General features: G+C 71.3%; 20 protein-coding genes. 12 read left to right on the top strand and 8 right to left on the bottom strand.

The window, feature by feature from the left end; genetic code table 11:
• Both ABT147_RS25205 and ABT147_RS25210 read left to right on the top strand, forming a co-directional pair.
• A complete protein-coding gene (locus ABT147_RS25205; RefSeq protein WP_351409905.1) occupies window positions 1-1284 on the top strand; it encodes an adenylosuccinate synthase in 1284 nt (427 codons plus the stop codon).
• A 156-nt stretch (window positions 1285-1440) separates the two neighbouring features.
• Window positions 1441-1734: a DUF3303 family protein gene (locus ABT147_RS25210; protein ID WP_351409907.1), complete on the top strand. Its 294-nt coding sequence runs from the start codon at window positions 1441-1443 to the stop codon at window positions 1732-1734.
• 33 nt (window positions 1735-1767) lie between these two features.
• On the opposite strand, the gene ABT147_RS25215 is transcribed toward ABT147_RS25210, so the two are convergent.
• From ABT147_RS25215 to ABT147_RS25230, 4 genes are all read right to left on the bottom strand, one after another.
• On the bottom strand, window positions 1768-2418 hold the full coding sequence (locus tag ABT147_RS25215; protein ID WP_351409909.1) for a putative DNA-mimic protein: 651 nt from the start codon (window positions 2416-2418) through the stop codon (window positions 1768-1770).
• Window positions 2419-2516: 98 nt separating this feature from the next.
• The gene (locus tag ABT147_RS25220) at window positions 2517-4976 is read right to left on the bottom strand and encodes a dolichyl-phosphate beta-glucosyltransferase (RefSeq protein WP_351409911.1); all 2460 of its coding nucleotides are present in this window, start codon (window positions 4974-4976) and stop codon (window positions 2517-2519) included.
• Window positions 4973-5770, bottom strand: a complete 798-nt coding sequence (locus tag ABT147_RS25225; protein ID WP_351409913.1) for a GntR family transcriptional regulator — start codon at window positions 5768-5770, stop codon at window positions 4973-4975. The genes ABT147_RS25220 and ABT147_RS25225 overlap by 4 nt, the downstream gene beginning before the upstream one ends.
• A 188-nt stretch (window positions 5771-5958) precedes the next feature.
• Entirely contained in the window at window positions 5959-7320 is a 1362-nt protein-coding gene (locus tag ABT147_RS25230) for an aspartate aminotransferase family protein (RefSeq protein WP_351409915.1), read from the bottom strand.
• 326 nt (window positions 7321-7646) lie between these two features.
• Between ABT147_RS25230 and ABT147_RS25235 the strand changes: the two genes are divergently transcribed.
• The 4 genes from ABT147_RS25235 (at window position 7647) to ABT147_RS25250 (ending at window position 12909) form a co-directional block, all read left to right on the top strand.
• A complete protein-coding gene (locus ABT147_RS25235; RefSeq protein WP_351409917.1) occupies window positions 7647-8252 on the top strand; it encodes a DJ-1/PfpI family protein in 606 nt (201 codons plus the stop codon).
• A complete protein-coding gene (locus tag ABT147_RS25240; protein WP_351409919.1) occupies window positions 8249-8734 on the top strand; it encodes a MarR family winged helix-turn-helix transcriptional regulator in 486 nt (161 codons plus the stop codon). The genes ABT147_RS25235 and ABT147_RS25240 overlap by 4 nt, the downstream gene beginning before the upstream one ends.
• Before the next feature lie 138 nt (window positions 8735-8872).
• On the top strand, window positions 8873-11161 hold the full coding sequence (locus ABT147_RS25245; RefSeq protein ID WP_351409922.1) for a protein kinase domain-containing protein: 2289 nt from the start codon (window positions 8873-8875) through the stop codon (window positions 11159-11161).
• Between the two features lie 173 nt (window positions 11162-11334).
• On the top strand, window positions 11335-12909 hold the full coding sequence (locus tag ABT147_RS25250) for a PstS family phosphate ABC transporter substrate-binding protein (protein WP_351409924.1): 1575 nt from the start codon (window positions 11335-11337) through the stop codon (window positions 12907-12909).
• Window positions 12910-13143: 234 nt separating this feature from the next.
• Here the strand turns inward: ABT147_RS25250 and ABT147_RS25255 are convergent, their stop codons facing one another.
• Entirely contained in the window at window positions 13144-13911 is a 768-nt protein-coding gene (locus tag ABT147_RS25255) for an SLATT domain-containing protein (RefSeq protein ID WP_351409926.1), read from the bottom strand.
• 277 nt (window positions 13912-14188) lie between these two features.
• Here ABT147_RS25255 and ABT147_RS25260 point away from each other — a divergent pair, with 277 nt between their 5' ends.
• The 4 genes from ABT147_RS25260 (at window position 14189) to ABT147_RS25275 (ending at window position 17216) form a co-directional block, all read left to right on the top strand.
• Window positions 14189-14533, top strand: a complete 345-nt coding sequence (locus ABT147_RS25260; protein WP_351409928.1) for a YbaB/EbfC family nucleoid-associated protein — start codon at window positions 14189-14191, stop codon at window positions 14531-14533.
• 110 nt (window positions 14534-14643) lie between these two features.
• On the top strand, window positions 14644-15243 hold the full coding sequence (gene recR / locus ABT147_RS25265; protein WP_351409930.1) for a recombination mediator RecR: 600 nt from the start codon (window positions 14644-14646) through the stop codon (window positions 15241-15243).
• The gene (locus ABT147_RS25270) at window positions 15236-15898 is read left to right on the top strand and encodes a DUF5063 domain-containing protein (protein WP_351409932.1); all 663 of its coding nucleotides are present in this window, start codon (window positions 15236-15238) and stop codon (window positions 15896-15898) included. Before recR ends, ABT147_RS25270 begins: the two co-directional genes overlap by 8 nt.
• A gap of 382 nt (window positions 15899-16280) precedes the next feature.
• Window positions 16281-17216, top strand: coding sequence for a M56 family metallopeptidase (locus tag ABT147_RS25275; protein ID WP_351409934.1), 936 nt, complete (start codon window positions 16281-16283; stop codon window positions 17214-17216).
• Between the two features lie 48 nt (window positions 17217-17264).
• Here the strand turns inward: ABT147_RS25275 and ABT147_RS25280 are convergent, their stop codons facing one another.
• Window positions 17265-18110, bottom strand: a complete 846-nt coding sequence (locus tag ABT147_RS25280; protein ID WP_351409937.1) for an alpha/beta fold hydrolase — start codon at window positions 18108-18110, stop codon at window positions 17265-17267.
• 206 nt (window positions 18111-18316) lie between these two features.
• Here ABT147_RS25280 and ABT147_RS25285 point away from each other — a divergent pair, with 206 nt between their 5' ends.
• Entirely contained in the window at window positions 18317-18817 is a 501-nt protein-coding gene (locus ABT147_RS25285) for an SgcJ/EcaC family oxidoreductase (protein WP_351409939.1), read from the top strand.
• A gap of 47 nt (window positions 18818-18864) precedes the next feature.
• On the opposite strand, the gene ABT147_RS25290 is transcribed toward ABT147_RS25285, so the two are convergent.
• Window positions 18865-20253 (bottom strand): HAMP domain-containing sensor histidine kinase, encoded by a 1389-nt coding sequence (locus ABT147_RS25290; RefSeq protein ID WP_351409941.1) that lies wholly within the window; start codon window positions 20251-20253, stop codon window positions 18865-18867.
• Window positions 20250-20957 (bottom strand): response regulator transcription factor, encoded by a 708-nt coding sequence (locus tag ABT147_RS25295; RefSeq protein ID WP_351409943.1) that lies wholly within the window; start codon window positions 20955-20957, stop codon window positions 20250-20252. The genes ABT147_RS25290 and ABT147_RS25295 overlap by 4 nt, the downstream gene beginning before the upstream one ends.
• 354 nt (window positions 20958-21311) lie before the next feature.
• Between ABT147_RS25295 and ABT147_RS25300 the strand changes: the two genes are divergently transcribed.
• The gene (locus tag ABT147_RS25300; RefSeq protein WP_351409946.1) at window positions 21312-22592 is read left to right on the top strand and encodes an aspartate kinase; all 1281 of its coding nucleotides are present in this window, start codon (window positions 21312-21314) and stop codon (window positions 22590-22592) included.
• Window positions 22593-22616: the final 24 nt, after the last annotated feature.

The following is a 22616-nucleotide window of genomic DNA, read 5'->3' on the forward strand; positions in this document are numbered from 1 at the left end:
GTGCCCGCACTTGTGCTGCTCGGTGCTCAGTGGGGTGACGAAGGCAAGGGAAAGGCGACGGACCTGCTAGGCGGTTCCGTCGACTATGTGGTGCGCTACCAGGGCGGCAACAACGCCGGCCACACGGTAGTCGTGGGTGACCAGAAGTACGCCCTCCACCTTCTCCCTTCCGGGATCCTCACTCCGGAGTGCACTCCGGTCATCGGTAACGGTGTCGTCGTCGACCCGTCGGTCCTGCTCTCCGAGCTGAGCGGTCTGAACGAGCGCGGCGTCGACACGTCCAAGCTCCTGATCAGCGGCAACGCTCACATCATCACGCCGTACAACGTGACCCTCGACAAGGTCACCGAGCGCTTCCTCGGCAAGAGGAAGATCGGTACGACGGGGCGGGGCATCGGCCCGACCTACGCGGACAAGATCAACCGTGTCGGTATCCGCGTCCAGGACCTGTACGACGAGTCGATCCTGACGCAGAAGGTCGAGGCGGCCCTCGACATCAAGAACCAGGTCCTCACCAAGCTCTTCAACCGCCGGGCCATCTCCGTCGACCAGGTCGTCGAGGAACTGCTCGTCTACGCCGACAAGCTCGCGCCGTACGTCACGGACACGGTCCTGGTCCTCAACCAGGCCCTTGAGGCGAACAAGGTCGTTCTCTTCGAGGGCGGTCAGGGCACGCTCCTCGACATCGACCACGGCACCTATCCCTTCGTCACCTCCTCCAACCCCACCGCGGGCGGCGCCTGCACGGGCGCGGGCGTCGGACCGACGAAGATCAGCCGGGTCATCGGCATCCTCAAGGCGTACACGACACGTGTCGGCGCGGGCCCGTTCCCGACCGAGCTGTTCGACGCGGACGGCGACGCGCTGCGCCGGATCGGCGGCGAGCGGGGCGTGACCACCGGCCGTGACCGCCGCTGCGGCTGGTTCGACGCGGTCATCGCCCGCTACGCGACCCGGGTGAACGGCCTGACGGACTTCTTCCTCACCAAGCTCGACGTCCTCACCGGCTGGGAGCAGATCCCCGTCTGTGTCGCGTACGAGATCGACGGCAAGCGCGTCGAGGAACTCCCGTACTCGCAGTCCGACTTCCACCACGCGAAGCCGATCTACGAGAACCTGCCGGGCTGGTCCGAGGACATCACCTCGGCGAAGTCCTTCTCCGACCTCCCGAAGAACGCCCAGGCGTACGTGAAGGCGCTGGAGGAGATGTCCGGGGCGCCGATCTCCGCGATCGGTGTCGGCCCGGGCCGCGACGAGACGATCGAGATCAACTCGTTCATCTAGTCCACGGGCGGCCTTGACGGTCCTCACGGTCCCCGCGTCGGTGGGCCGGGCACGCGATGGCGTGTCCGGCCCACCGAGTAGTGCGTCGATACCGGGCATATCCTGGAAGGGTGCGCGGATGCACGCATATCGGGCGATCAGAGGAAGGTGAGTGCGATGCGCGTCCTCTTCAAGGCAGAGATGGACACGGAAAGGTCCAACGAGGCCATCCGCAACGGCACCCTGGGGAAGCTGATGCAGTCCTCCATGGAGCAGGTCAAGCCGGAGGCGGCCTACTTCACCACCGACCACGGGCACCGCACCTGCTTCATGGTCTTCGACATGCAGGACAGCTCCCAGATGCCGGCGATCGCCGAGCCGTTCTTCCTGGAACTGGGCGCGGATATCACCTACACCCCGGTCATGAACCCCGAGGACCTGCAGAAGGGGCTCTCGGCGCTGGGCCGCTGAGCCCCACGCCGCTGAGCCTCCCACCGCCGAGCCTCAGCTGAAGACGATCATCGAACCCTGCGCCAGACTTCGGGTCGCCGCCGCGTGCAGGCCCAGCCAGACGTGCCGTTCACGGGCGAAGGGGCTGGGATCGTACGGGGCGGGGACGGCCGGTTCTTCCAGTTCCGTGGGCGCGCGCGGTGCTTCGGGGGGCGCCGGAGGGTTGGCCGGGTCGATGCCGATGGCCCCGGCGACGAACTCCAGTTCCCGCAGCAGACCCTGGGCGGAGCCCAGCGGGCCGCCCCCGGCGAGGAGTTCGTCGCTGGACAGGGGCTGCGGGAAGTCGACCGGGACATAGGCGCCGGCGTGGTCGTAGTGCCAGACCAGGTGCGACTGCTGGGCCGTGGCCTCGAACATCTCCAGCAACTGCTCGTAGTCACCGCCCAGCGCGTCCACCGGGGTCACTTCAAGACCGCACACCTGGAGCAGATAGGCCCGCCGCAGGAAGTGCAGCGCGTCGTAGTCGAACCCCGCGACCGGGGCGACCTCCCCGGTCAGCCCCGGCATGTACTGGTACACCGGCACCGGTGGCAGTCCGGCCTCACCCAGCAGCTTGTTGTAGAGCGCGAGTTCCTCGGCGAAAGGGTTGTCGGGCGTGTGGCACAGCACGTCGACGAGCGGGACCAACCAGAGGTCACAGGCCAAAAGAGAACTCCTCGGTCATCCGGCACGCACACGGACGGTAGGGATACGTTCGCGTACGGCACACAGTGGTCAGGGAAGCGTAGTCGCTGAAGGCGTCTTCAGTCCCCTTCGTGCAGGTCCCATACCCACACACCGCCCACCCACTTACCGGGTCGCCCGACCAGCTTCTCCACGGCCTCCCGCAACTGCGCGTCGTACGGCTGCGGGAGCAGGACCAGGGCGCCCGCGTGCCAGTACGCGAAGTCCTTCTGCGCCTGCGCCTGCCAGTTCACGCCGATCACCGGGACCTTGCCGGAGTAGCGGACGTCACGCAGCAGGTTGGAGGTGTGGCGGGGGACGGCGCCGTAGATGCCGACGCGGTCCTCGCCGAACGGGCCGTTGAAGTAGCCGCCGGGCATCCGGAACCCGAAGTCCGCCGCGGTCTGCCAGCGCAGCGCCTCCGCGTTGCCCGGGTCCGCCAGCGGCACGGGCACCAGCGTCTCGCCGGCCCCGGTGTCGACGTACGACTTCCAGGTGCCGTCCGCGATGAACGCCGGGACCTCGGCGCGGTCCACGGATCGCAGCGGGGCCGGGACGATCGGGAGGAGGGCGAGGGTGACGGCCAGGAAGCCGATGTAGCGCGTGCCGAGGGCCGGTACGGCGGCGAGGCGTTCGCAGGCGATGGCCAGCAGCATGCCGAGGACCGGGGCGCAGATCATCGCCACCCGGCCCTCGATGACCGACTCGAACAGCGGCTTCTCGGCGAGCAGCGCCCACGGGCCGGGCAGCACGAGGTCCGTCTGCGGGAGGCGGAACTCCGGGCCGAGGGAGAGGACGGCGGCGGCGACCGCGGTGGCGGCGAGCGCCTTCACCAGGGGGCGTTCCCACAGCCGTACGACGATGCCGAGGGCCAGGAGGACCAACGGCCAGCCGTAGAAGGCGTTCTGCTCGGTGATGTTGAGGGAGAGGGCGTCCGCGCGCTCGCGGTCGCCCGCGAGGAGGGAGCGTTCGGCGAAGGAGAGCAGGGCGAGCGGGCTGTTGCCGGAGTTGTCGCCGTGCGCGATGTTGCCGTAGCTCTGCGGGCCGAAGAACTGCCAGGCCAGGGGGAAGGCGACCAGGGGGAGCACGACGAGGACCGCGATGCCGAGGCCCTTCAGGAGCGGGCGCCAGGCGTGACGGGCCACGTCCCGGCGCACGAGGCCGTACGCGGCGGCGAACAGGAGCATGCCCATCGCGGCGAGGAGGAGGGGTTCCTCGCCGAGGAAGATCTGGTAGGCCGCCATCAGGCCGAGGACGATCCCGTCGTGCCGGGTCCGGGCGCCCGTGCACAGCCTGAGGGCCCGGTCGACGATCAGCGGGATCATGAACAGGACGACGAAGTTCGGGTGCGCGTTGGCGTGGCTGACCATCGGCGGCGCGAAGGCGGCGAGGGCCGCTCCGGCGAAGGCCGCGCCCCGGTGCCGTACGACCCGTTTGACGATCAGCCAGTACCAGGCGGCGGCCGTGGCGGCGAGGCCGAGCGTCATCACCAGGGCGAGGGAGACCGCCGGGCCCAGGAGGAGCGTGACGGGCGCGAAGGGGACCGACAGGCCCAGCATGACCGTGTTGGCCATCAGGTTCACGCCGTCGGGGAAGCCCTGGAACGTGGTGAAGAGCGGATTGCGGAAGTGGACGAGGTTGTCGGCCGTGACCGCGAAGAACCACTCCCACTGGTTCTGGTCCTGGAGGGAGTCGGGGAGGTAGCGGCCGTTCGGATCGATCCAGCGGCCGATGTAGAGGGTCACCGCCATCAGGAGGAAGCCCAGGACCGCGAGGACGTCGGCGCGGCGGACCGAGCGGGCCCGCAGGACGGCGATCTCACCGAGGACGCGGGCGTAGTCGCTGGGCCGGATCTTCGAACCGGGCTGGTGGGACCAGCGGACGGGGACCTCGACGACGGGCCAGCCGCTGCGGCGGAAGTACCGCAGGATCTCCACGTCGATACCGAACCCGTCGAGCCGGGAGGCGGCGAAGGCCTCACGGGCGCGGTCGCCGTCGAACAGCTTGAAACCGCACTGGGTGTCACGGATGCCGGGCACCGCGACCCCGCGTATGAGGAGGTTCCCGGCCCGGCCGAGCGTCTCGCGCAGCCGGTGCTGATGGCGCTCGATGTGCGCGCCGGGTGCCTCGCGCGAGCCGATCGCGGCCGTGTGCCCGTCGGAGAGCGCCTTGTCGAGCCGCTCCAACTCGTCGATGGGCGCGGAGAGATCGGCGTCCGTGAGCAGGACCCGGCGGCCGTGCGAGGCGAGCACCCCGAGCCGCAGGGCGTGGCCCTTGCCCCGGTTGCGGGGGCCGCCGGAGACGAGCTGCACCCGGGCGTCGCGCGCGGTGACGTCGGCCACGACGGCGGCCGTGCCGTCCGACGACCCGTCGTCGACGACGATGATCTCCCAGCGGGCGGCGGCCTCGGTCGCCGTGAGGTGGCTGATGATCGCGTCGAGCGAGGGGGCGAGGCGGGCCTCCTCGTTGTAGGCGGGGACCACGACGGAGAGGTCGATGCTCAGCTGCCCGCCGCCGCCCGTCTTCGGCGTGCCGCTCATCCGTCCGCCAGGCGTTCCACCAGGGTCAGGGACTGCTCGTCGTAGCCGGCGATGATCTCCTGCGCGGTCTGCGCGTCCCGGCGGGAGAGGGCGTCGACGAGGTCGGTGTGGTCGGCCCAGAGCCGGCCCTTGAGATCGTCCCTGAGATCGTCCGCGCGGTCGTTGTCCGGCTGGTGGCCAAGATGATGACCAGGCTGATTGCCGGGCTGGTTGTTCGTCCGGACATCCGTCTGACGCGGGTGCCGGACGTCCGTCTGGCGCAGGTGCTGGACCGCGCACACCCAGGCCTGGACGCGCAGCCGGTGCAGGAAGTCGGTGAGGTACGGGTTGCCGAACAGGGCGCTCAGCTCGCGCCAGAACCGCAGGTCGTAGCCGATCAGGATGTCCACGTCCCCGGCGGTCGCGGCCCGCCGCGCCTCCTCGCCGCGCCTTCGGACCCCGGCGAGCGCGGCGGCCGTACGGGGGTCGACCTCGCGGTCGCCGAGCCGCCGGAACATGCCGGCGGTGACCAGGATGCGGGCCTCGACCATGTTCCGGTAGTCGGCCACCGAGTACTCGTGGACCTCGAAACCCCGGTGCTGCACGGCGTCAAGGAGCCCCTGCGCGGACAGATCCACCAGGGCCTCGCGCACGGGCGTCGCCGACACCCCGTACTGCTCGGCGATCTCCTTGACCGTGAACTCCTGCCCCGGCTTGAGTCTGCCGGCCAGCACCTCGTCACGGAGCGCGTCCGCGAGCTGCTGCCGCAGGGTGCTACGGGTCACGGCGCCATTGCCGCCGCCGGTGCCGGGCATCGTGGTCTGGGTCCCCCATCCGCGTACGCGTACGCGTCCTGTGCGTGCTCTCTGAGTTCTCTTACGAGCACGTCACCTTACGCGTTCGGGTTCCGGGGAGGAGTTTTCGCCCTTCTTGCTCACACTGCGCTCGGCACCGGGGGAGAGCGGCGGGACATACGGGGGGCATACGGGGGAGAGTCACGGCCTCACACGGTGTGCTCGTCGGCCACGGACAGGGCCGCGTCCAGGGCGGCGAGGCCCTCCTTCGCCTCGGCCTCCGTGATGGTGCACGGGGGGACGACATGGGTGCGGTTCATGTTGATGAAGGGCCACAGGCCCTGGGCCTTGGCGGCGGCGCCGAACGCGAGCATGGGGGCGTTCGCCTCGCCGGCGGCGTTGTAGGGGACGAGGGGCTCACGGGTCTCCTTGTTCCGCACCAGCTCCAGCGCCCAGAACATGCCGGTGCCTCGGACCTCGCCCACGCAGGGGTGGCGGTCGGCGAGTTCGCGCAGCGCCGGGCCGATGAGGGAGGCGCCGAGGTCGGCCGCGTTGGTGACGACCCCCTCCTCCGCCATGACATTGATCGTCGCGACGGCGGCGGCGCAGGCCAGCGGGTGGCCGGAGTAGGTGAGACCGCCCGGGTAGGGGCGCCGGGCGAAGGTCTCGGCGATCGCGGGGGAGATGGCGACGCCGCCGAGCGGGACGTAACCGGAGTTCACACCCTTGGCGAAGGTCATCAGGTCGGGGACGACGTCGAAGAGGTCGGCGGCGAACCAGGTGCCCGTCCGGCCGAAGCCCGCCATGACCTCGTCCAGGACGAACACGATCCCGTACTTGTCGCACAGCTCCCGGACCCCGGCCAGATAGCCGGGCGGCGGGACCATGATCCCGGCCGTGCCCGGGACGGTCTCCAGGATGATCGCGGCGATCGTCGACGGCCCCTCGAAGGTGATCGTCGTCTCCAGGTGCTCCAGCGCGCGGGCGCACTCCTGCGCCTCCGTCTCCGCGTGGAAACGGGACCGGTAGAGGAAGGGCGCCCAGAAGTGCACGACCCCCGCCGTGCCGGTGTCCGAGGGCCAGCGGCGCGGGTCGCCCGTGAGGTTCACGGCCTGCTGGGTGCCGCCGTGGTACGAGCGGTACGCGGCGAGGACCTTGGGGCGGCCGGTGTGCAGGCGGGCCATGCGGGTGGCGTGCTCGACGGCGTCGGCGCCGCCGTTGGTGAAGAAGATCTTGTCCAGGTCGCCGGGGGTGCGTTCGGCGATGAGCCGGGCGGCCTCGGAGCGGGCCTCGATCGCGAACGCCGGGGCGAAGGTCGTCATGGTCGCGGCCTGTTTCTGGATGGCCGCGACGACCTTGGGGTGCTGGTAGCCGATGTTCGTGAAGACGAGGCCGCTGGTGAAGTCGAGGTAGCGGTTGCCGTCGTAGTCCCAGAAGTACGAGCCCTCCGCGGCGGCGATGGGGAGCGGGTCGATGAGGTCCTGCGCGGACCAGGAGTGGAAGACGTGCGCACGGTCCGCGGCCTTCACCGCGGCGCCGGCCTGGGGGTTCGGCTTCGGCTGAGGGGTCATGGGGGCGAGGCTAGGGGGCGGTTGGGGGGAGGGGACATCGGCGACGTGTCTGTGGGCGGGGGGTGGATCGCGACGTTGTGTCGGGTTCGGGGCGCGGGAGGGGGTGGGGGTTCGGTCCGTCGGCGGGTGCGGGTGCGTCGGGGTTGCTCGCGCAGTTCCCCGCGGCCCCTGAAAAGCAGGCGCTGCGCCCCGTGCTTTTCAGGCCCGCAGGGGCCTGGATCTTTTAGGGGCGCGGGGAACTGCGCGAGAAGCCCCACCGGCCCGCAGTCGGCGCACCACTCGAATCGCCTATTGACAGCAAGCTGTCTAAATGACAGCATGTTGTCATGAGCGAAAACAAGCCTGTTCATCTCGCCGTGTACGACACCTACGCCGACTGGGAGACGGGCCACACCACCGCGTGGCTGGCCCGGGGCGGCTACGAGATCCGTACCGTCGGCCCGACCCCCGCCGCCGTACGGACCATCGCGGGCGTCCGTATCCAGCCGGACGAAGTCCTCGACACCCTGCGCCCGGAGGACAGCTCGCTGCTCGTCCTCACCGGCGCGGACCTGTGGGACACGAGCGACGACCTCGCCCCGTTCGCCCGCAAGGCGAGGGAGTTCCTGGAGGCCGGCGTCCCCGTCGCCGCGATCTGCGGGGCGACCGCAGGCCTCGCGAAAGAAGGCCTGCTCGACGACCGCGCGCACACCAGCGCGGCCCTCTTCTACCTGGCCGCCACCGGCTATCGCGGCGCCGAGCGCTACGTGGACGCGGACGCGGTCACCGACGGCGGCCTCGTCACCGCCGGCCCCACCGAACCCGTCGCCCTCGCCCGCGAGGTCTTCCGCCTCCTCGGCGTCTACGAGGGCGAGGTCCTCGACGCCTGGTACCGCCTCTTCCACGACTCGGACCCGGAGGCGTACGCCGTGCTGGAGGCGGCGGGACAGTGAGCCGCGAGCAGCAGGACCTCCTCAGCCGCGCCGCCCTCGGGGTCTTCCGGCTGAACGGGCAGTTCCTTTCCGTGGCCGACGAGTTGGCGCGCCCGGCCGGGCTGACGGCCGCCTGGTGGCAGGTGCTGGGCGCGGTGCTGCCCGAGCCGCTGTCCGTCGCCGGGGTCGCCCGGGTCATGGGCATCACCCGGCAGAGCGTGCAACGGGTCGCCGATCTCCTCGTGGGCAAGGGGCTCGCCGAGTACGTGCCCAACCCCGCTCACCGCCGCGCCAAGCTCCTCGCCGCGACCCCCGCCGGCCGCGCCGCCATCGCCGAGATCGAGCCCGGCCACGCCTCCCTGGCCGCCCGTCTCGCCGAGGCACTGGGGGAGGAGGGGTTCGCGGAGGCCGTACGGGTGCTCGAACAGCTGTCGGGCGCCCTGGACCACCTCGCGGCGGCACCGGAGGCCGACGCGGCACCGGGCGCTGTTACGGAACCGTAGACACCGCTCCCTCCGCCTCCCCCGTACGGCCGCACTACGATCGGTCCGTCGCGCACGTACGCGACGTAGACGACGTACCCGTACGTACGCGTACATCGACGCTTCGGGGACGGTACGGGGGAAGACGGGGGACTGGCCATGGAGAAGCTCGGGCCTGGGGATCCGCAGCGGATCGGGGCGTACCGGCTGCTCGCGCGGCTGGGGGCCGGCGGCATGGGGAACGTGTATCTGGCCCGGTCCGAGCGCGGCCGTACCGTCGCCGTGAAGCTGGTCCGGCGGGAGCTGGCGGAGCAGGAGGAGTTCCGGGCGCGGTTCCGGCAGGAGGTGCGGGCCGCGCGGCAGGTGGGCGGGTACTGGACCGCGCCGGTGCTGGACGCGGACACCGAGGCGGGGATCCCCTGGGTCGCCACCGGCTATGTCGCCGGGCCCTCCCTGCAGGCCGTGGTCGGGCGGGACCACGGGGCGCTGCCCGAACGCTCCGTACGCATCCTCGCGGCCGGGCTCGCCCACGCGCTGGAGGACATCCACGCGGCCGGGCTCATCCACCGGGACCTCAAGCCGTCCAATGTGCTGGTGACCATCGACGGGCCGCGCGTCATCGACTTCGGTATCGCGCGGGCCCTGGAGACCGTCACGGACGGCGGGCTCACACGCACCGGCGCGCTCGTCGGCTCGCCGGGCTTCATGGCCCCCGAGCAGGTGCGCGGCGACCGCATCACCCCCGCCTGCGACGTCTTCTGCCTCGGCTCCGTCCTCTCCTACGCCGCCACCGGCAACCTCCCCTTCGGCGCCGCCAACTCCGGCGTCCACGCCCTGATGTTCCGCATCGCCCAGGAGGAACCGGATCTGGAGGGGCTGCCGGAGGGGCTGTACGACATCGTCCGCGACTGCCTGCGCAAGGATCCGGCCGCCCGCCCGACCCTCGCCCAGATCCTCCAGCGCACGGGCGCCGAGGACACGGTCTTCGCGGGGCGGTCGCGCGACCCTTGGCTGCCGAGCGCCCTCGTGGCTCAACTGGGGCGGCACGCGGTGCAGTTGCTGGAGGCGGAGGATCCGGAGGAGGGGGTGCCGGCTGCGCCGGGGGCTGTTGGTGCTGCCGGGGCTGGTGCTGGTGTTGTGGGGGGTGCGGCGGCGTCCGGTGCCGCCGGGGTGCCTTCCGATGCTGCCGGGCAGCCGTCCGATGCCGCTGGTCAGCCGTCCGCTGCGGCTTCCTCGGCTTCCCCGGCTTCTCCGGCCTCCTCGGCTTCGGACGGTCCCACTGCGGTGACTCCGTCCGCGCCCGCTTCCGCTTCCGCGCCCGCTTCCGCGACCCCGCCGTCCGCCCCCGCGACCCCGCCCTCGGCTCCGCCCGTGTACCCGCTCGGCGCCCCCGACACCCCGTACGGCGGCTCGGGGGCCCCGGCCGGTGCCCCCGTGATCCCGCCCGAGCATCCGGCCGTCGCGCCCGAGGGTGCCGTACCGCCGCCGGGGGCCCCGGGGGCCGCGCCCCTGGACCGGATGCCGACGCGGATCGCGGGGGCGGGCTCGCAGTCGCCCCCGCCGAGCGTCCCGCCCGGGCCCCCGCCACCCGGGTACGGCTTCCCGCAGCAGCACACCCAGCAGCCCGCCGCCGGATACGGGCAGCAGCCCGGCGCCGCCCCCGGGTACGGCTACCCGCAGAGCGCGCCGCAGGCCCCGTACGGGGGGGCGTACGGGGCGTACGGGCAGACACCGTACGGCGGCGGCCAGGGACCTGGAACCGCCCAGGGTGGGGGCCTCGGCCCGACCCCGCCCTACGGACCGAACCCCATCTACGGGCCCGGCCCCGGGGCGGGCGGCCCCGCCGGGCAGCCCGAGCCCCCGCGCCCGAACCGGCGCGCCTCCGTACTTCTCCTCGTCGTCGCGTTGATCGTCGCGCTCGGCGCGGGCGGCTCGGTGTACGCGTTGATGAAGAAGGGGGACGACGGCGGCAAGGAGGACGGCGCGAAGGGCGGGACGAAGGAGAGCGCACCCGAGACGCCGGGGCCGACGACCGACCGGCCGACGGACCCGGAGACCTCGCCCGACCCGACCACCGAGTCGCCCGACGCCGGCACGATCCCGGAGGACTTCCTCGGCACCTGGAACGCCACCCTCGACAGCGGCGGCGGCGCGGACACCCGTCAACTCGTCATCCAGCAGGGCGAGGTCGGCGACACCGTGCTCTCCCTCACGGCGGACGGCCCGCTCGAAGGCGGCGGCACGTACCACTGCGTGTTCGAGGCGGCCCTGACCGACGAACCGGACGACGACGGCCCGCTGCGGATCGGACCCTCCACCGTCACCACCGGCGAACCGGCCGCCTCCTGCTCCCCGGGCGCCGCCACCACGGTCACCCTCCTGCCGGGCGGACAACTGCGGCGCGTCGACACGGCGGGCAAGTCGGTGACGTACACGAAGGCAGGCTGAACGGGCCGCAGGAACGCCCTCGGCCCCCCCCGCAGCCCCTTCGGTCGCCCCGCTCGGCGAACTTCCGCTGAACTTCAGGGGTCTTACCCGGAATGTCCACGCCCCCTCGCCCTCCCGCGCCGTACCGTGTCCCCGCTTGACTGCGGAGCGTGAGGCTCGGGGGAGTGGCTCGGATGCAGGAGTGGCTGAGCGCGGAGAACGTGGTGGCGGTGGCGACCGCCGTGGCCGGTGTCGTGGCGTCGGCCGTGATGGTCTGGTACGAGCGCCGGGTGCCGAGGCGGAAGCGGATCGGCTACCGCGTGCAGATGGACAACCCGATAGGCCACGACGTGCGTTCGGGGCGGGCCAACGTCCGGCTCGGTCTCTTCGACGAGGGCCCGGACATGTCCGACGCGACCCTCGTCCTGCTGCGCGTCGAGAACGACGGTTCCCAGAGCATCGCCGACAACGACTACACGGGACGCGAACTGCACGGCCTCACCGCCGTGTTCAGCGGTCGGGTCATCCGTGGCGTCTCGGTCACCCAGCCGCCCGGCACCGACCACCTGATGGACCACTTCACCCCGGCCGCCGGCTTCGGCTACCGCGACGGCGTGCTCCGCATCCCCCGCGTCCCCCTCAACCGGGGCGACCACTTCAAACTGCTCGTCCTCCTCTCCGGCGGCGACGTCGACAGTCCGATCCGGCTCATCGGCGGCATCCGCGACGGCGAGGTGCACCCCAACCGCAGTGCCACGCCCGACGAGAAGCCGCCGCTGTTCAGCCGTGCGGCCCGGCTGATCACCGTGATGCTGACGCTGTGCGTGATCGCCCTGGCCGCGATCGTCGTCGTACGGGACGACACCCCGCCGCCCGTCGAGTGCGCCACGGGCGAGCTGACGCTGACCGGGTCCACCGCGTTCGCGCCGGTGCTGCGGGGGCTCGCGGAGGAGTACGAGAAGGACTGCGCGGACGCCGAGATCCGGGTGGACGCGCGGGGCAGTTCGGCGGGCGTGAACGAACTCGCCACGCTGGGCGCCGGGTCGAAGAAGGGCTCCCCGGCGGTCATCGCGTTCTCCGACGGGCCCGGTACGAGCGCCGATCCCGAACTGGTCGGCCACCGGGTCGCGTTGTCCGTGTTCACCCTGGTCGTGAACGACGGCGTACGCCCGCGCGGCGGAACCCTGACGACCGACGACGTACGGCGTATCTACCGGGGCGAGATCACCCGCTGGAGACAGCTCGACGCGTCCCTGCCCGACATCCCCGTCGTCCTCGTCAGCCGGGACGCCGACTCCGGCACCCGGCAGGTCTTCCAGCGCACGGTGCTGCGCGGCTGGGAACAGGTCGCCAGCACCTCGCTCGACTGCCGCCGGGACGACCTGTCGACCGCCCGTGTCACCCGCTGCGAGCTCGACTCCAGCGAGCAGGTCCTCGCCAAGGTCGCCGAACTCCCCGGTGCCATCGGCTACAGCGAACTCAACCTCACCGCCCGCCGCACCGGGCTACGCCGCCTCGCCCTCGACGGCCGCGCGGCCTCCGTCGAGACCCTGGAGCGGGGCGACGCCACCTACCCGTACTACGGCGCCGAGTACGCCTACACCTACCGCCGCCCACCCGCCAACTCCCTCGCCGACAGCTTCCTCGCCCACGTCCGCCGTGGTACGGCCCAGAGCGTCATCCGCAACCACGGGCACGTGCCTTGTGAGACGGCGACGGGGGCGCGGTTGTGCGACGAGCGGGCTCGGGACGATGCGAGGGGCGCCTAGTGGCTCGGGGGTGCGGGTGCGTCGGCGGGTGCGGGTGCGTGGGGCTTCTCGCGCAGTTCCCCGCGCCCCTGAAAAGCAGGGGCTGCGCCCCATGCTTTTCAGCCCCGCAGCCCCGTCGTCTTTCAGGCCCGCAGGGGCCTGAATCTTTAGGGGCGCGGGGAACTGCGCGACCAGCCCCCACTCACCCGCGGCCGACAAACTCACCCGGGGGCCTGGGGGCGCAGCCCCCGGAGGCTACCGGGCCTCCGGGGGCCGTTGGCGGGGCATGTTCGGGCGGGCGCCCGGGGGCAGCGGGAGCCGTCCGTTCGTGCCCGCCTCCGGACGGGAACCGGAAACCCCCGCCTGCACACCCAGCGGCGCCGTCCCCGCCCGGAACTCGACCATCCAGTCCGCCGTCTCGGCCCGCACCAACTCCGTGATGTCCTCGGAGAACCGCCGCAACACCCCGAGACACCGCTCGGCCGCCTCTCCGGCCGTCCCCTCCGCCGGCCCCAACACCTCCCGCGCACTCTCGGACGCCCAGTCGAACCGCAGCACCTGAAGGCGCCGCTGGACGGCCTGGGCCGTGGCGACATCCCGCATCCATCCGGAGGTCACGCCGAAGAACCGGTCCACCGCGACGCACGCCGCACAGGACAGCAGCGCGAGATACCCCCAGGGCGCCACCCCGCCCACCGCCCCGGTGAGGTCGAGCAACGGCAGCGCCGCCCCGGCGAGCGCCCCCGTCGCCGCCCCGATCCGCAGCACCCGCGCCGCCGTCCGTTTCCACACCCGGTCCGCCAGATACCACGCGGCGGTCTCCAGCGCCGCCCGCTCGACCCAGTGGTACAGCTCCTCCAGCCGTTCCGCCGGCACCCCCCAGTCCCCCTGGGGGAACGGCCGCCCGGCCAGATCACCCACCCACGGCCCGGTCGCCGACGCCCACGGCTCCGCCCACAGCCCGGACCCCTCACCCCGCCCGTCCTGGGGTCCCCCCTCGGGCTGCATCTCCGGCTGGCTCACCCGGCACTCCCTACGTACGTACGGCGCTCACGCACCACCCTGACGCGGCCGGACCCTTCCTACCGCCCAATGGGTGGCGAAGAGGGTGTTTTAGCCGCTTATCCCCTGGAAGATGCCCTTGATCAGGTATACGAATCTCCGCAGACTCACTCGAAAGAGTGGCGCGGCACAGGGTGGGCCGACCACGTAGGCTCGTGGCGACCGTAAGAACGTGAACGGTGACGTCCATCGGCAACGGTGACGTCCGTCCGTAGTCGTATGTACGAGGGAGCTGAACGTGATCCCCGGTGGTGGCCAGCCCAACATGCAGCAGCTGCTCCAGCAGGCCCAGAAGATGCAGGAGGACCTGGCGAGGGCCCAGGAGGAGCTCGCGCGCACGGAGGTCGACGGTCAGGCGGGCGGCGGCCTGGTGAAGGCCACCGTCACCGGCTCCGGCGAACTGCGCGCCCTGAAGATCGACCCCAAGGCGGTGGACCCGGAGGACACCGAGACCCTCGCCGACCTGGTCGTCGCGGCGGTCCAGGCGGCCAACGAGAACGCCCAGACCCTCCAGCAGCAGAAGCTGGGCCCCCTCGCCCAGGGTCTCGGCGGTGGCGCGGGCATTCCCGGGCTGCCCTTCTGAACACCTCCGCGACCCCCCTCTGAGCCCATCCGTGCCCCGTACCGCCTTCCTCGCAGCGGCGGCGGCCGACTACGGTACGTACGGAAAGACACCAGGAAGGACGGCAGTCCGTGTACGAAGGCGTGGTCCAGGACCTCATCGACGAACTGGGGCGGCTGCCCGGCGTCGGTCCCAAGAGCGCGCAGCGGATCGCCTTCCACATCCTGCAGGCGGAGCCGACGGACGTACGGCGGCTCGCACACGCCCTCCTCGAAGTGAAGGCGAAGGTCCGCTTCTGCGCGACCTGCGGGAACGTCGCCCAGGAGGAGCTGTGCGGCATCTGCCGCGACGCCCGCCGCGACATCACGGTCATCTGTGTCGTGGAGGAACCGAAGGACGTCGTCGCGATCGAGCGGACCCGTGAGTTCCGGGGCCGGTACCACGTGCTCGGCGGCGCGATCAGCCCGATCGAGGGCGTCGGCCCGGACGACCTGCGGATACGGGAGCTGCTGACCCGCCTGGCCGACGGGACGGTCACCGAGCTGATCCTGGCCACGGACCCGAATCTCGAGGGCGAGGCCACGGCCACGTACCTCGCCCGCATGATCAAACCCATGGGCCTCAAGGTCACCCGCCTGGCCAGCGGCCTCCCGGTGGGCGGCGACCTGGAATACGCGGACGAGGTGACCCTCGGCCGCGCCTTCGAGGGGAGACGATTGCTGGATGTCTGACGCCACGCTGCACGCGACGGACCTGAACCCGGACGACTTCGCGGTCCAGATCGCGGACCAGATCGAGAGCTTCCTGGTCGCCGTCACCGAGGTGGCCAGGGGCGACGAGCCGGACTCGGCCGTCCCCTTCCTCCTGCTGGAGGTGTCCCAGCTGCTCCTGGCCGGCGGCCGTCTCGGCGCGCACGAGGACATCGTGCCGGACGAGCGGTACGAGCCCGACCCGGGCCCCGAGCCGGACGTCGACGAGCTGCGCGAACGCCTGGCCGTGATGCTCGAACCGGTCGACGTCTACTCCGAGGTCTTCGACCCCTACGAGCCCCGCAAGGCGCCGGTCCCCGCCCGTATCTCCGACGACCTCGCCGATGTCATCGCCGACCTCCGCCACGGCATGGCCCACTACCGCGCGGGCCGCACCAGCGAGGCCCTGTGGTGGTGGCAGTTCTCCTACTTCTCCAACTGGGGCTCCACGGCCTCGGCGACCCTGCGCGCCCTTCAGTCCCTGGTCGCCCATGTCCGTCTCAACCAGCCGCTCGCCGAGCTCGACGGCCTGGACACCGACCAGGAACTGATGGGCGACGAGACCCTGGAGTTCGAGGCGGGCCAGGTCATGGCGGAGGAGATCGCGGGCCCGCTGGGGCTGCGGAAGGTGAAGTAGCCGCCGGAGCGCGGGGCGTTCGCCGTCCCCGCCCCCCCTCGCATCGAGGACCGGGCCCCGTCCGTCACCGGACGGGGCCCGTCCGCGTCACGGCCCCCGGAACCGCGCGGTGTGATCCATGCCGCGAAGCCGGAGATGAGCCGGAAAGGGGCCGGAAAGGAGTCGGAAGGAGCCGGAAAGTGGTTCCGCGAGCGGTCCTGCGAGGGCGGGTACCGGCGGTAGCGTAGAGGCCGTCGTCGTACCCGCCGTACTCGTCGTACCCGCCGTACTCGTCGTACCCGCCGTACTCGTCGTACCCGCCGTACTCGTCGTACCCGCCGTACCCGCCGTACTCGTCGTGCGACTTCCCTCGCGCCCCCCGACAGGAACCGGACCCAGTGACGTGACCGTTCTCCTGCTCCTTCTCATCGCCGTGGCCCTAACCGCCGCGGTGCTCGGCCCCCGTGCCCTGCTGAAGGCGGTATGGCCCGAGCGGGAACCCGTGGTCGCGCTGTGGGCGTGGCAGTGCCTGGTGGCCGCCGCCCTGCTCAGCTGTCTGGCGGCGCTCGTGCTGGGGGCGGCGGCGGTGTTCGAGACGGTCCGTACGCACGCCTTCGCGCCCGCGCCCCCGGCCGTGACCGCCGCGTACGACCTCACGGCCGCGCCGCCCTGGACGGCCGTACTGACGCTGGCGCTGGCCCTGGGGGCGGCGTGGAGCGGGGCGATGCTGGCCCGGGAGCTGGTCGAGGCCCGCCGCCGCCGCGATCTGCGCCGTGAGCACCTGCGGGAGCGCGCCCCCGACCTCCCGGCGGGCCTGCCGCAGGCGAGGGGGCCGCTGCTGGTGCTGGAGGACGAGTACCCGGACGCCTGGCTGATGCCGGGCGCCCCGCCCCAACTGGTCGTCACCACCGGTGCGTTGGGCAAGCTGAGCGACCGTCAGCTGGACGCCGTGCTCGCCCATGAGCTGGGCCACGCCCGCGCCCGCCACGACTGGCTGCTCCACCTCTCCACCGCCCTCGCCACGGGCTTCCCGCGCGTCCCCCTCTTCGCGCACTTCGCCGACCAGACCCACCGCCTGGTCGAACTCGCCGCCGACGACACGGCGTCGCGCCGCTGCGGTCACCTCACCACGGCCCTCGCCCTCATCGAACTCAACCAGCACCGGGGTGTGTTGAGCTGCTCCAACACCCGCCGCCTGCTGGGCGACCGGGTGGAACGTCTGCTGGAACCCCCGCCCCGCCTGGACCGCACCCACCGCGCGGCCACCACGACCGCCGCCGCCCTCCTGGCCCTCCTCCCCCTCCTCATCGCCTTCGCACCGGCGCTGGGGACGCTCTGAGACCGTCCGGGGACGACCCACGGGCCCGCCGCGGCGGCGGTGGGCCCCTCAGCCGGCCGACCGGTCGCGGAGGAAGTTCAGGAGCAGGGCCGTGAGTTCGGCGGGTGCGTCCTCCTGGACGAGGTGGCCGGCGCCGGAGATCGGCTCGAAGCGGGCGCCGGGGACGAGGCCGGCGAACTCGCGGCCCTTGGCCAGCGGGATCCAGCCGTCCTCCTCGCCCCAGCACACCAGCACCGGGATGGCGATCTCCCCGTACCGGCCCTGGATCTCGTCGGTGTGGGCCTGCTCCGCCTGGGCGATCTGCCGGTAGAAGGCCGGCTGGCCGTCCTCGCCGAGCCACGGCTGTACGAGCCGGTCGAGCACCGTCGGGTGCAGCCCGGGGCCGCTCGCGGAGCTGACGTACTCCCGCACCAGGGCTCGGTGCAGCGCGGGCGGCAGCTGTTCGAAGACCTCGGCGTGGCGGCCGAGCAGCCGGAAGGAGGACGAACCCCAGGGGGCCACCGCCACCGGGTCGACCAGGGCGAGGGCGCGGTAGCGGGCCCCGTGCAGCAGATGCGCCCGCAGCGACACGGCCCCACCGAAGTCATGGGCCACCACCAGGGGTTCGTCCAGCCCCCAGTGCGCCAGCAGCTCGGTGAAGACCCGGCCCTGCGCGGCCAGGGACACATCCTGACCGGTGTGCTTGTCCGACTCCCCGTAACCGGGCATGTCCCACACGAACACCTGGTACCGGTCGGTGTCGGCCAGCGCCCGGGCGACGCCCCGCCAGACGTACGACGAGAAGGGAGTGCCGTGGAGCAGCACCACCGGCTCCCGGCCCGGCTCCCCGATGACGCCCCAGCGGACGGCGCCCGATGTGCTGGGGAAGCTCTCGGTCAGTCGCACGTCGCCCACGGCTGAGTTCCTCTCGGTTGTCATGAGCTGACTGCTACCCCGAGGGACGGCCCCGAACGGCGAGCGGCACACCTTGTACGAACCTTGCCCCGGGCCTGTATGTCCGCTGCACGGCCCCTAACCGGCGTCACGCGAATCTTGAGTCACTTCCACCGCACAGCAGACAGCGGAGGCAGTAACCCCCCAACCTCGCACGGGAGATCGCGATGACCAGGAAGAACCGCATACGCGCCGCCATCGTCACGGCCGCCGCACTCGTCACCGCGGGTACGGTCACCGCCGGAGTCAGCACCGCCGGGGCCGAGGCCGCGCCGAAGAAGCCCTCCAAGAAGGAGATCGCGGCGCTCTTCGACGGCTGGAACAAGACGCTGCAGACCGGTAGCTCGAAGAAGGTGGCGGACCGGTACGCGAAGGACGCGGTGCTCCTGCCGACCGTCTCCAACAAGATCCGCACCGACCGCGCCGGCATCGTCGACTACTTCGACCACTTCCTGGCGAACAAGCCGGTCGGCAAGAAGACCAAGACGATCATCAACGTCCTGGACAGCAACTCGGCCATCGACACCGGCTCGTACTACTTCATCCTCACCGACCCGAAGACCGGCGACAAGAGGCGCGTCGACGCCCGCTACACGTACGAGTACGAGAAGCGGAACGGCGTGTGGAAGATCGTGAACCACCACTCGTCGGCGATGCCCGAGGGCTGATCCCTCCACCCCGGCACCGGTCGTGGCTGAGCCCTCCACCCCCCGGCTCAGCCACCCCCGTGCCGCGCCGCGCGCAGCGTGAGCGCGACGCACAGCCCGCCCCCGGGGGCGTCCTTGAGGGCCACGGTCCCGTTGTCGTCGGTGACGAGCTGCTTGACGACGGCGAGACCGAGGCCCGAACCGGACTTCCCGGTGAGGCCCTGACCGCGCCAGAAGCGGTCGAAGGCGCGGGACTTCTCGGCGTCCGACATCCCGGGCCCCTCGTCCAGCACCGACAGCACCACCTCCTCGCCCCGGCTCTCCACCGACACCGTGATGGTCGCCCCGTCCGGTGACACCTCCAGGGCGTTGGACAGCACGTTGTCCAGGACCTGGTCCAGATGACCGGGACTGGCCAGCACGAGCAGCCGGCCGTCGGCACTCCCCCTGAGCGTGATGGTGACTCCGCGCTCGTCGGCGGCCGGCCTCCACACGTCGAGACGTTCCCCGATGACCTCCCGCAGGGACAGCGGTTCCGCCGCCGTCACCTTCGCCTCGGCCCGCGCCAGCACCAGCAGGCCGTTGACCAGGCGGCTCATCCGGACCACCTCGGCGGTGGCCTGCTCCACGTCCTCCCGTACGAACTCGTCGTCCGTGCCGTCCGCGATGTTGTCCAGGGACAGCCGCAACGCCGTCAGGGGCGTACGGAGTTGATGGGAGGCGTCGGCGACGAAGATGCGCTGCGAGGCGATCAGCGTGTCCAGGCGTTCGCCCGCCTGGTTGAGCGTGCGCGCCAGGGTCTGGGTCTCCTGGGGGCCGGTGACGGGGGAGCGGGCGGTCAGATCGCCGTCGCTCATCTTGCTCGCCATCTCGTTGAGCTGGCGGAGGGGGGCGGTCAGGCGCCGGGCGGCGAAGACACCGATGAACGCGGCCGCCGCCAGGACCAGGACGGCCAGCGCCGCCCGGAAGCCCCAGATCGTCCAGAGCCTGGAGGTGAGGTGGTCGGTCGAGAACACGATCCGTACGGCGCCGACGACCTTCCTCGGTTCCGTCTGCCCGTCCGCCGTGCGTGCGAGGGCGGGGACCGTGATCACCAGGTTCTCGCCCCAGATGAAGTCGGAGCCCCAGTCGGTGGTGGCCCTGCCGTCCTCGAGGGCCCGGGTCAGGGCCGCGTCGGGGGACGGTTCCGCCAGGCCCTGCGGCGCGCAGCCGTTGGTGGCGGTCACCTGGACCGTGTCGTCCTTGTCGCTGTACGCCTTGCCCATCTGCGCGAGGGCCTGACAGGCGGCGGTGTCGTCGGTGCCCAGCAGCTTGGCCATCGTCTCGGCCTCGCGCTGGACGGACTTCGCGGTGTCGCCCCGCAACTGACTGGTGAGCGTGAACGCCACCGGCACGGTGAACAGGGCGATGGCCACAGCCACGAGCAGCACATAGCTGCGGATGAGCTGACGGATCATGGCGTGGCGCTGCCCTCGGCCGTGCCGGACTCCTCGTTCACGATCAGCCGGAACCCCACGCCCCGCACCGCCTCGATGGTGATCGCCCCGGCGAGCTTGCGCCGCAGGGCCGCCACATGGACGTCGAGCGTCTTCGTCGGGCCGAACCAGTTCGCGTCCCAGACCGCTTCCATGATCTGTTCGCGCGACATCAGGGCGCCCGGTTCCTCGGTGAGGAAGGCGAGGAGGTCGTACTCCTTGGGGGCGAGCCCCACCTCCGTACCGTCGAGGTGGACGCGCGCGGCCTTGCGGTCGACGGTGAGGCGGGGGCCGTACTGGTCGGGGCCCGCCGGGGCCGCGTCGGCGGCGCGCGGCTGCATCCGGCGCATCACCGCCCTTATCCGGGCGATCACCTCGCGTACGCCGAACGGCTTGGAGACGTAGTCGTCGGCGCCCAGCTCCAGGCCGACCACCCGGTCCGTCTCGTCGCTGCGGGCGCTGATCACGATGATCGGCACCTGGCCCCGGTCCCGCAGGGCCTTGCAGACGTCGAGGCCGTCGGTGTCGGGCAGTCCGAGGTCGAGGAGGACGACGTCGTACGGGCCCGGGTACGACAGCGCCGCCCCTCCCGTGTTGACCCACTCCACCTCGAAGCCGTATCGCAGGAGTCCTCGTCGCAGGGATTCGGCGACCGGCTCGTCGTCTTCCACCAGAAGTACGCGCACGGCCATGACCTTAATGCTTGAAAGTTGGCGTTCCGTCGTCGCGGGGGCCCTCGGTGTGACTCCAGGCACTTTTCCCCGTGCGCGCCGACTGTTCCGCGACGACCTGGGCAGAGACGTTCCCGGAGCGGTCGAAGGTCCGGGCGAGAAGCCGGGTGAAACCGGTGGAAGGCCCGGAGAAAACCCAGGTGATCAAAGGGTGAGCGGGACATCTCACCATGCGATACCAGGGAAGGGATATTCGGCCGCTCGTTAGACTGAGCCGACCGCCGCAGTGCGAATGAATGCGCATGACCACATGCGCATGAATACGTGTGTATGTGCGGATAAGGGACTGAAACGGAGCGAGGAGCGCACGTGGGCCTTGTCGTGCAGAAGTACGGAGGCTCCTCCGTAGCCGATGCCGAGGGCATCAAGCGCGTCGCCAAGCGGATCGTGGAAGCGAAGAAGAACGGCCACCAGGTGGTCGTCGTCGTTTCCGCGATGGGCGACACGACGGACGAGCTGATCGATCTCGCCGAGCAGGTGTCACCGATGCCTGCCGGGCGTGAGTTCGACATGCTGCTGACCGCCGGAGAGCGGATCTCCATGGCACTGCTGGCCATGGCGATCAAAAACCTGGGCCACGAGGCCCAGTCGTTCACCGGCAGCCAGGCAGGTGTCATCACCGACTCCGTCCACAACAAAGCCCGGATCATCGACGTCACGCCCGGCCGTATCCGGACCGCGCTGGACGAGGGCAACATCGCCATCGTCGCCGGTTTCCAGGGTGTCAGCGCGGACAAGAAGGACATCACCACCCTCGGTCGCGGCGGGTCGGACACGACCGCCGTCGCGCTGGCCGCCGCGCTGGAGGCCGAGGTCTGTGAGATCTACACCGACGTCGACGGCGTCTTCACCGCCGACCCGCGGGTCGTGAAGAAGGCGAAGAAGATCGACTGGATCTCCTCCGAGGACATGCTCGAACTGGCGGCGTCCGGTTCGAAGGTGCTGCTCCACCGCTGTGTGGAGTACGCCCGCCGCTACGACATCCCGATCCACGTCCGCTCGTCCTTCTCCGGACTGCCGGGCACCTGGGTCAGCAACGAGAAGCCAGAGTCGCAAGGGGACCACAAGGTGGAGCACGCCATCATCTCCGGAGTCGCCCACGACGTCTCCGAGGCCAAGGTCACGGTCGTCGGCGTCCCGGACAAGCCGGGCGAGGCCGCCGCGATCTTCCGCGCCATCGCCGACGCCGAGGTCAACATCGACATGGTGGTGCAGAACGTCTCCGCCGTGACCACCGGTCTGACGGACATCTCCTTCACCCTCCCCAAGACCGAGGGCCGCAAGGCCATCGACGCCCTGGAGAAGAACAAGGCGGGCATCGGCTTCGACTCGCTGCGCTACGACGACCAGATCGGCAAGATCTCCCTCGTCGGCGCGGGCATGAAGACCAACCCGGGTGTCACGGCCTCCTTCTTCGAGGCCCTGTCCGACGCCGGCGTGAACATCGAGCTCATCTCGACCTCCGAGATCCGCATCTCGGTCGTCACCCGCGCCGACGACGTCCCCGAGGCCGTGCGCGCCGTGCACACCGCCTTCGGGCTCGACTCCGACAGCGACGAGGCCGTCGTCTACGGGGGTACCGGGCGCTGATGGCCCTCATCCACGGAGGCGGCG

Source organism: Streptomyces sp. NPDC001868, from assembly GCF_040297125.1.
In the GTDB taxonomy this organism is placed as follows: domain Bacteria; phylum Actinomycetota; class Actinomycetes; order Streptomycetales; family Streptomycetaceae; genus Streptomyces.

What these genes read in the sequence shown, in the direction of transcription:
- ABT147_RS25210 (WP_351409907.1), top strand. Translation starts at nt 1,441, where the DNA reads ATGCGCGTCCTCTTCAAGGCAGAGATGGACACGGAAAGGTCCAACGAG.
- ABT147_RS25220 (WP_351409911.1), bottom strand. Translation starts at nt 4,976, where the DNA reads ATGAGCGGCACGCCGAAGACGGGCGGCGGCGGGCAGCTGAGCATCGAC.
- ABT147_RS25225 (WP_351409913.1), bottom strand. Translation starts at nt 5,770, where the DNA reads ATGCCCGGCACCGGCGGCGGCAATGGCGCCGTGACCCGTAGCACCCTG.
- ABT147_RS25230 (WP_351409915.1), bottom strand. Translation starts at nt 7,320, where the DNA reads ATGACCCCTCAGCCGAAGCCGAACCCCCAGGCCGGCGCCGCGGTGAAG.
- ABT147_RS25235 (WP_351409917.1), top strand. Translation starts at nt 7,647, where the DNA reads ATGAGCGAAAACAAGCCTGTTCATCTCGCCGTGTACGACACCTACGCC.
- ABT147_RS25245 (WP_351409922.1), top strand. Translation starts at nt 8,873, where the DNA reads ATGGAGAAGCTCGGGCCTGGGGATCCGCAGCGGATCGGGGCGTACCGG.
- ABT147_RS25250 (WP_351409924.1), top strand. Translation starts at nt 11,335, where the DNA reads ATGCAGGAGTGGCTGAGCGCGGAGAACGTGGTGGCGGTGGCGACCGCC.
- ABT147_RS25270 (WP_351409932.1), top strand. Translation starts at nt 15,236, where the DNA reads ATGTCTGACGCCACGCTGCACGCGACGGACCTGAACCCGGACGACTTC.
- ABT147_RS25285 (WP_351409939.1), top strand. Translation starts at nt 18,317, where the DNA reads ATGACCAGGAAGAACCGCATACGCGCCGCCATCGTCACGGCCGCCGCA.
- ABT147_RS25290 (WP_351409941.1), bottom strand. Translation starts at nt 20,253, where the DNA reads ATGATCCGTCAGCTCATCCGCAGCTATGTGCTGCTCGTGGCTGTGGCC.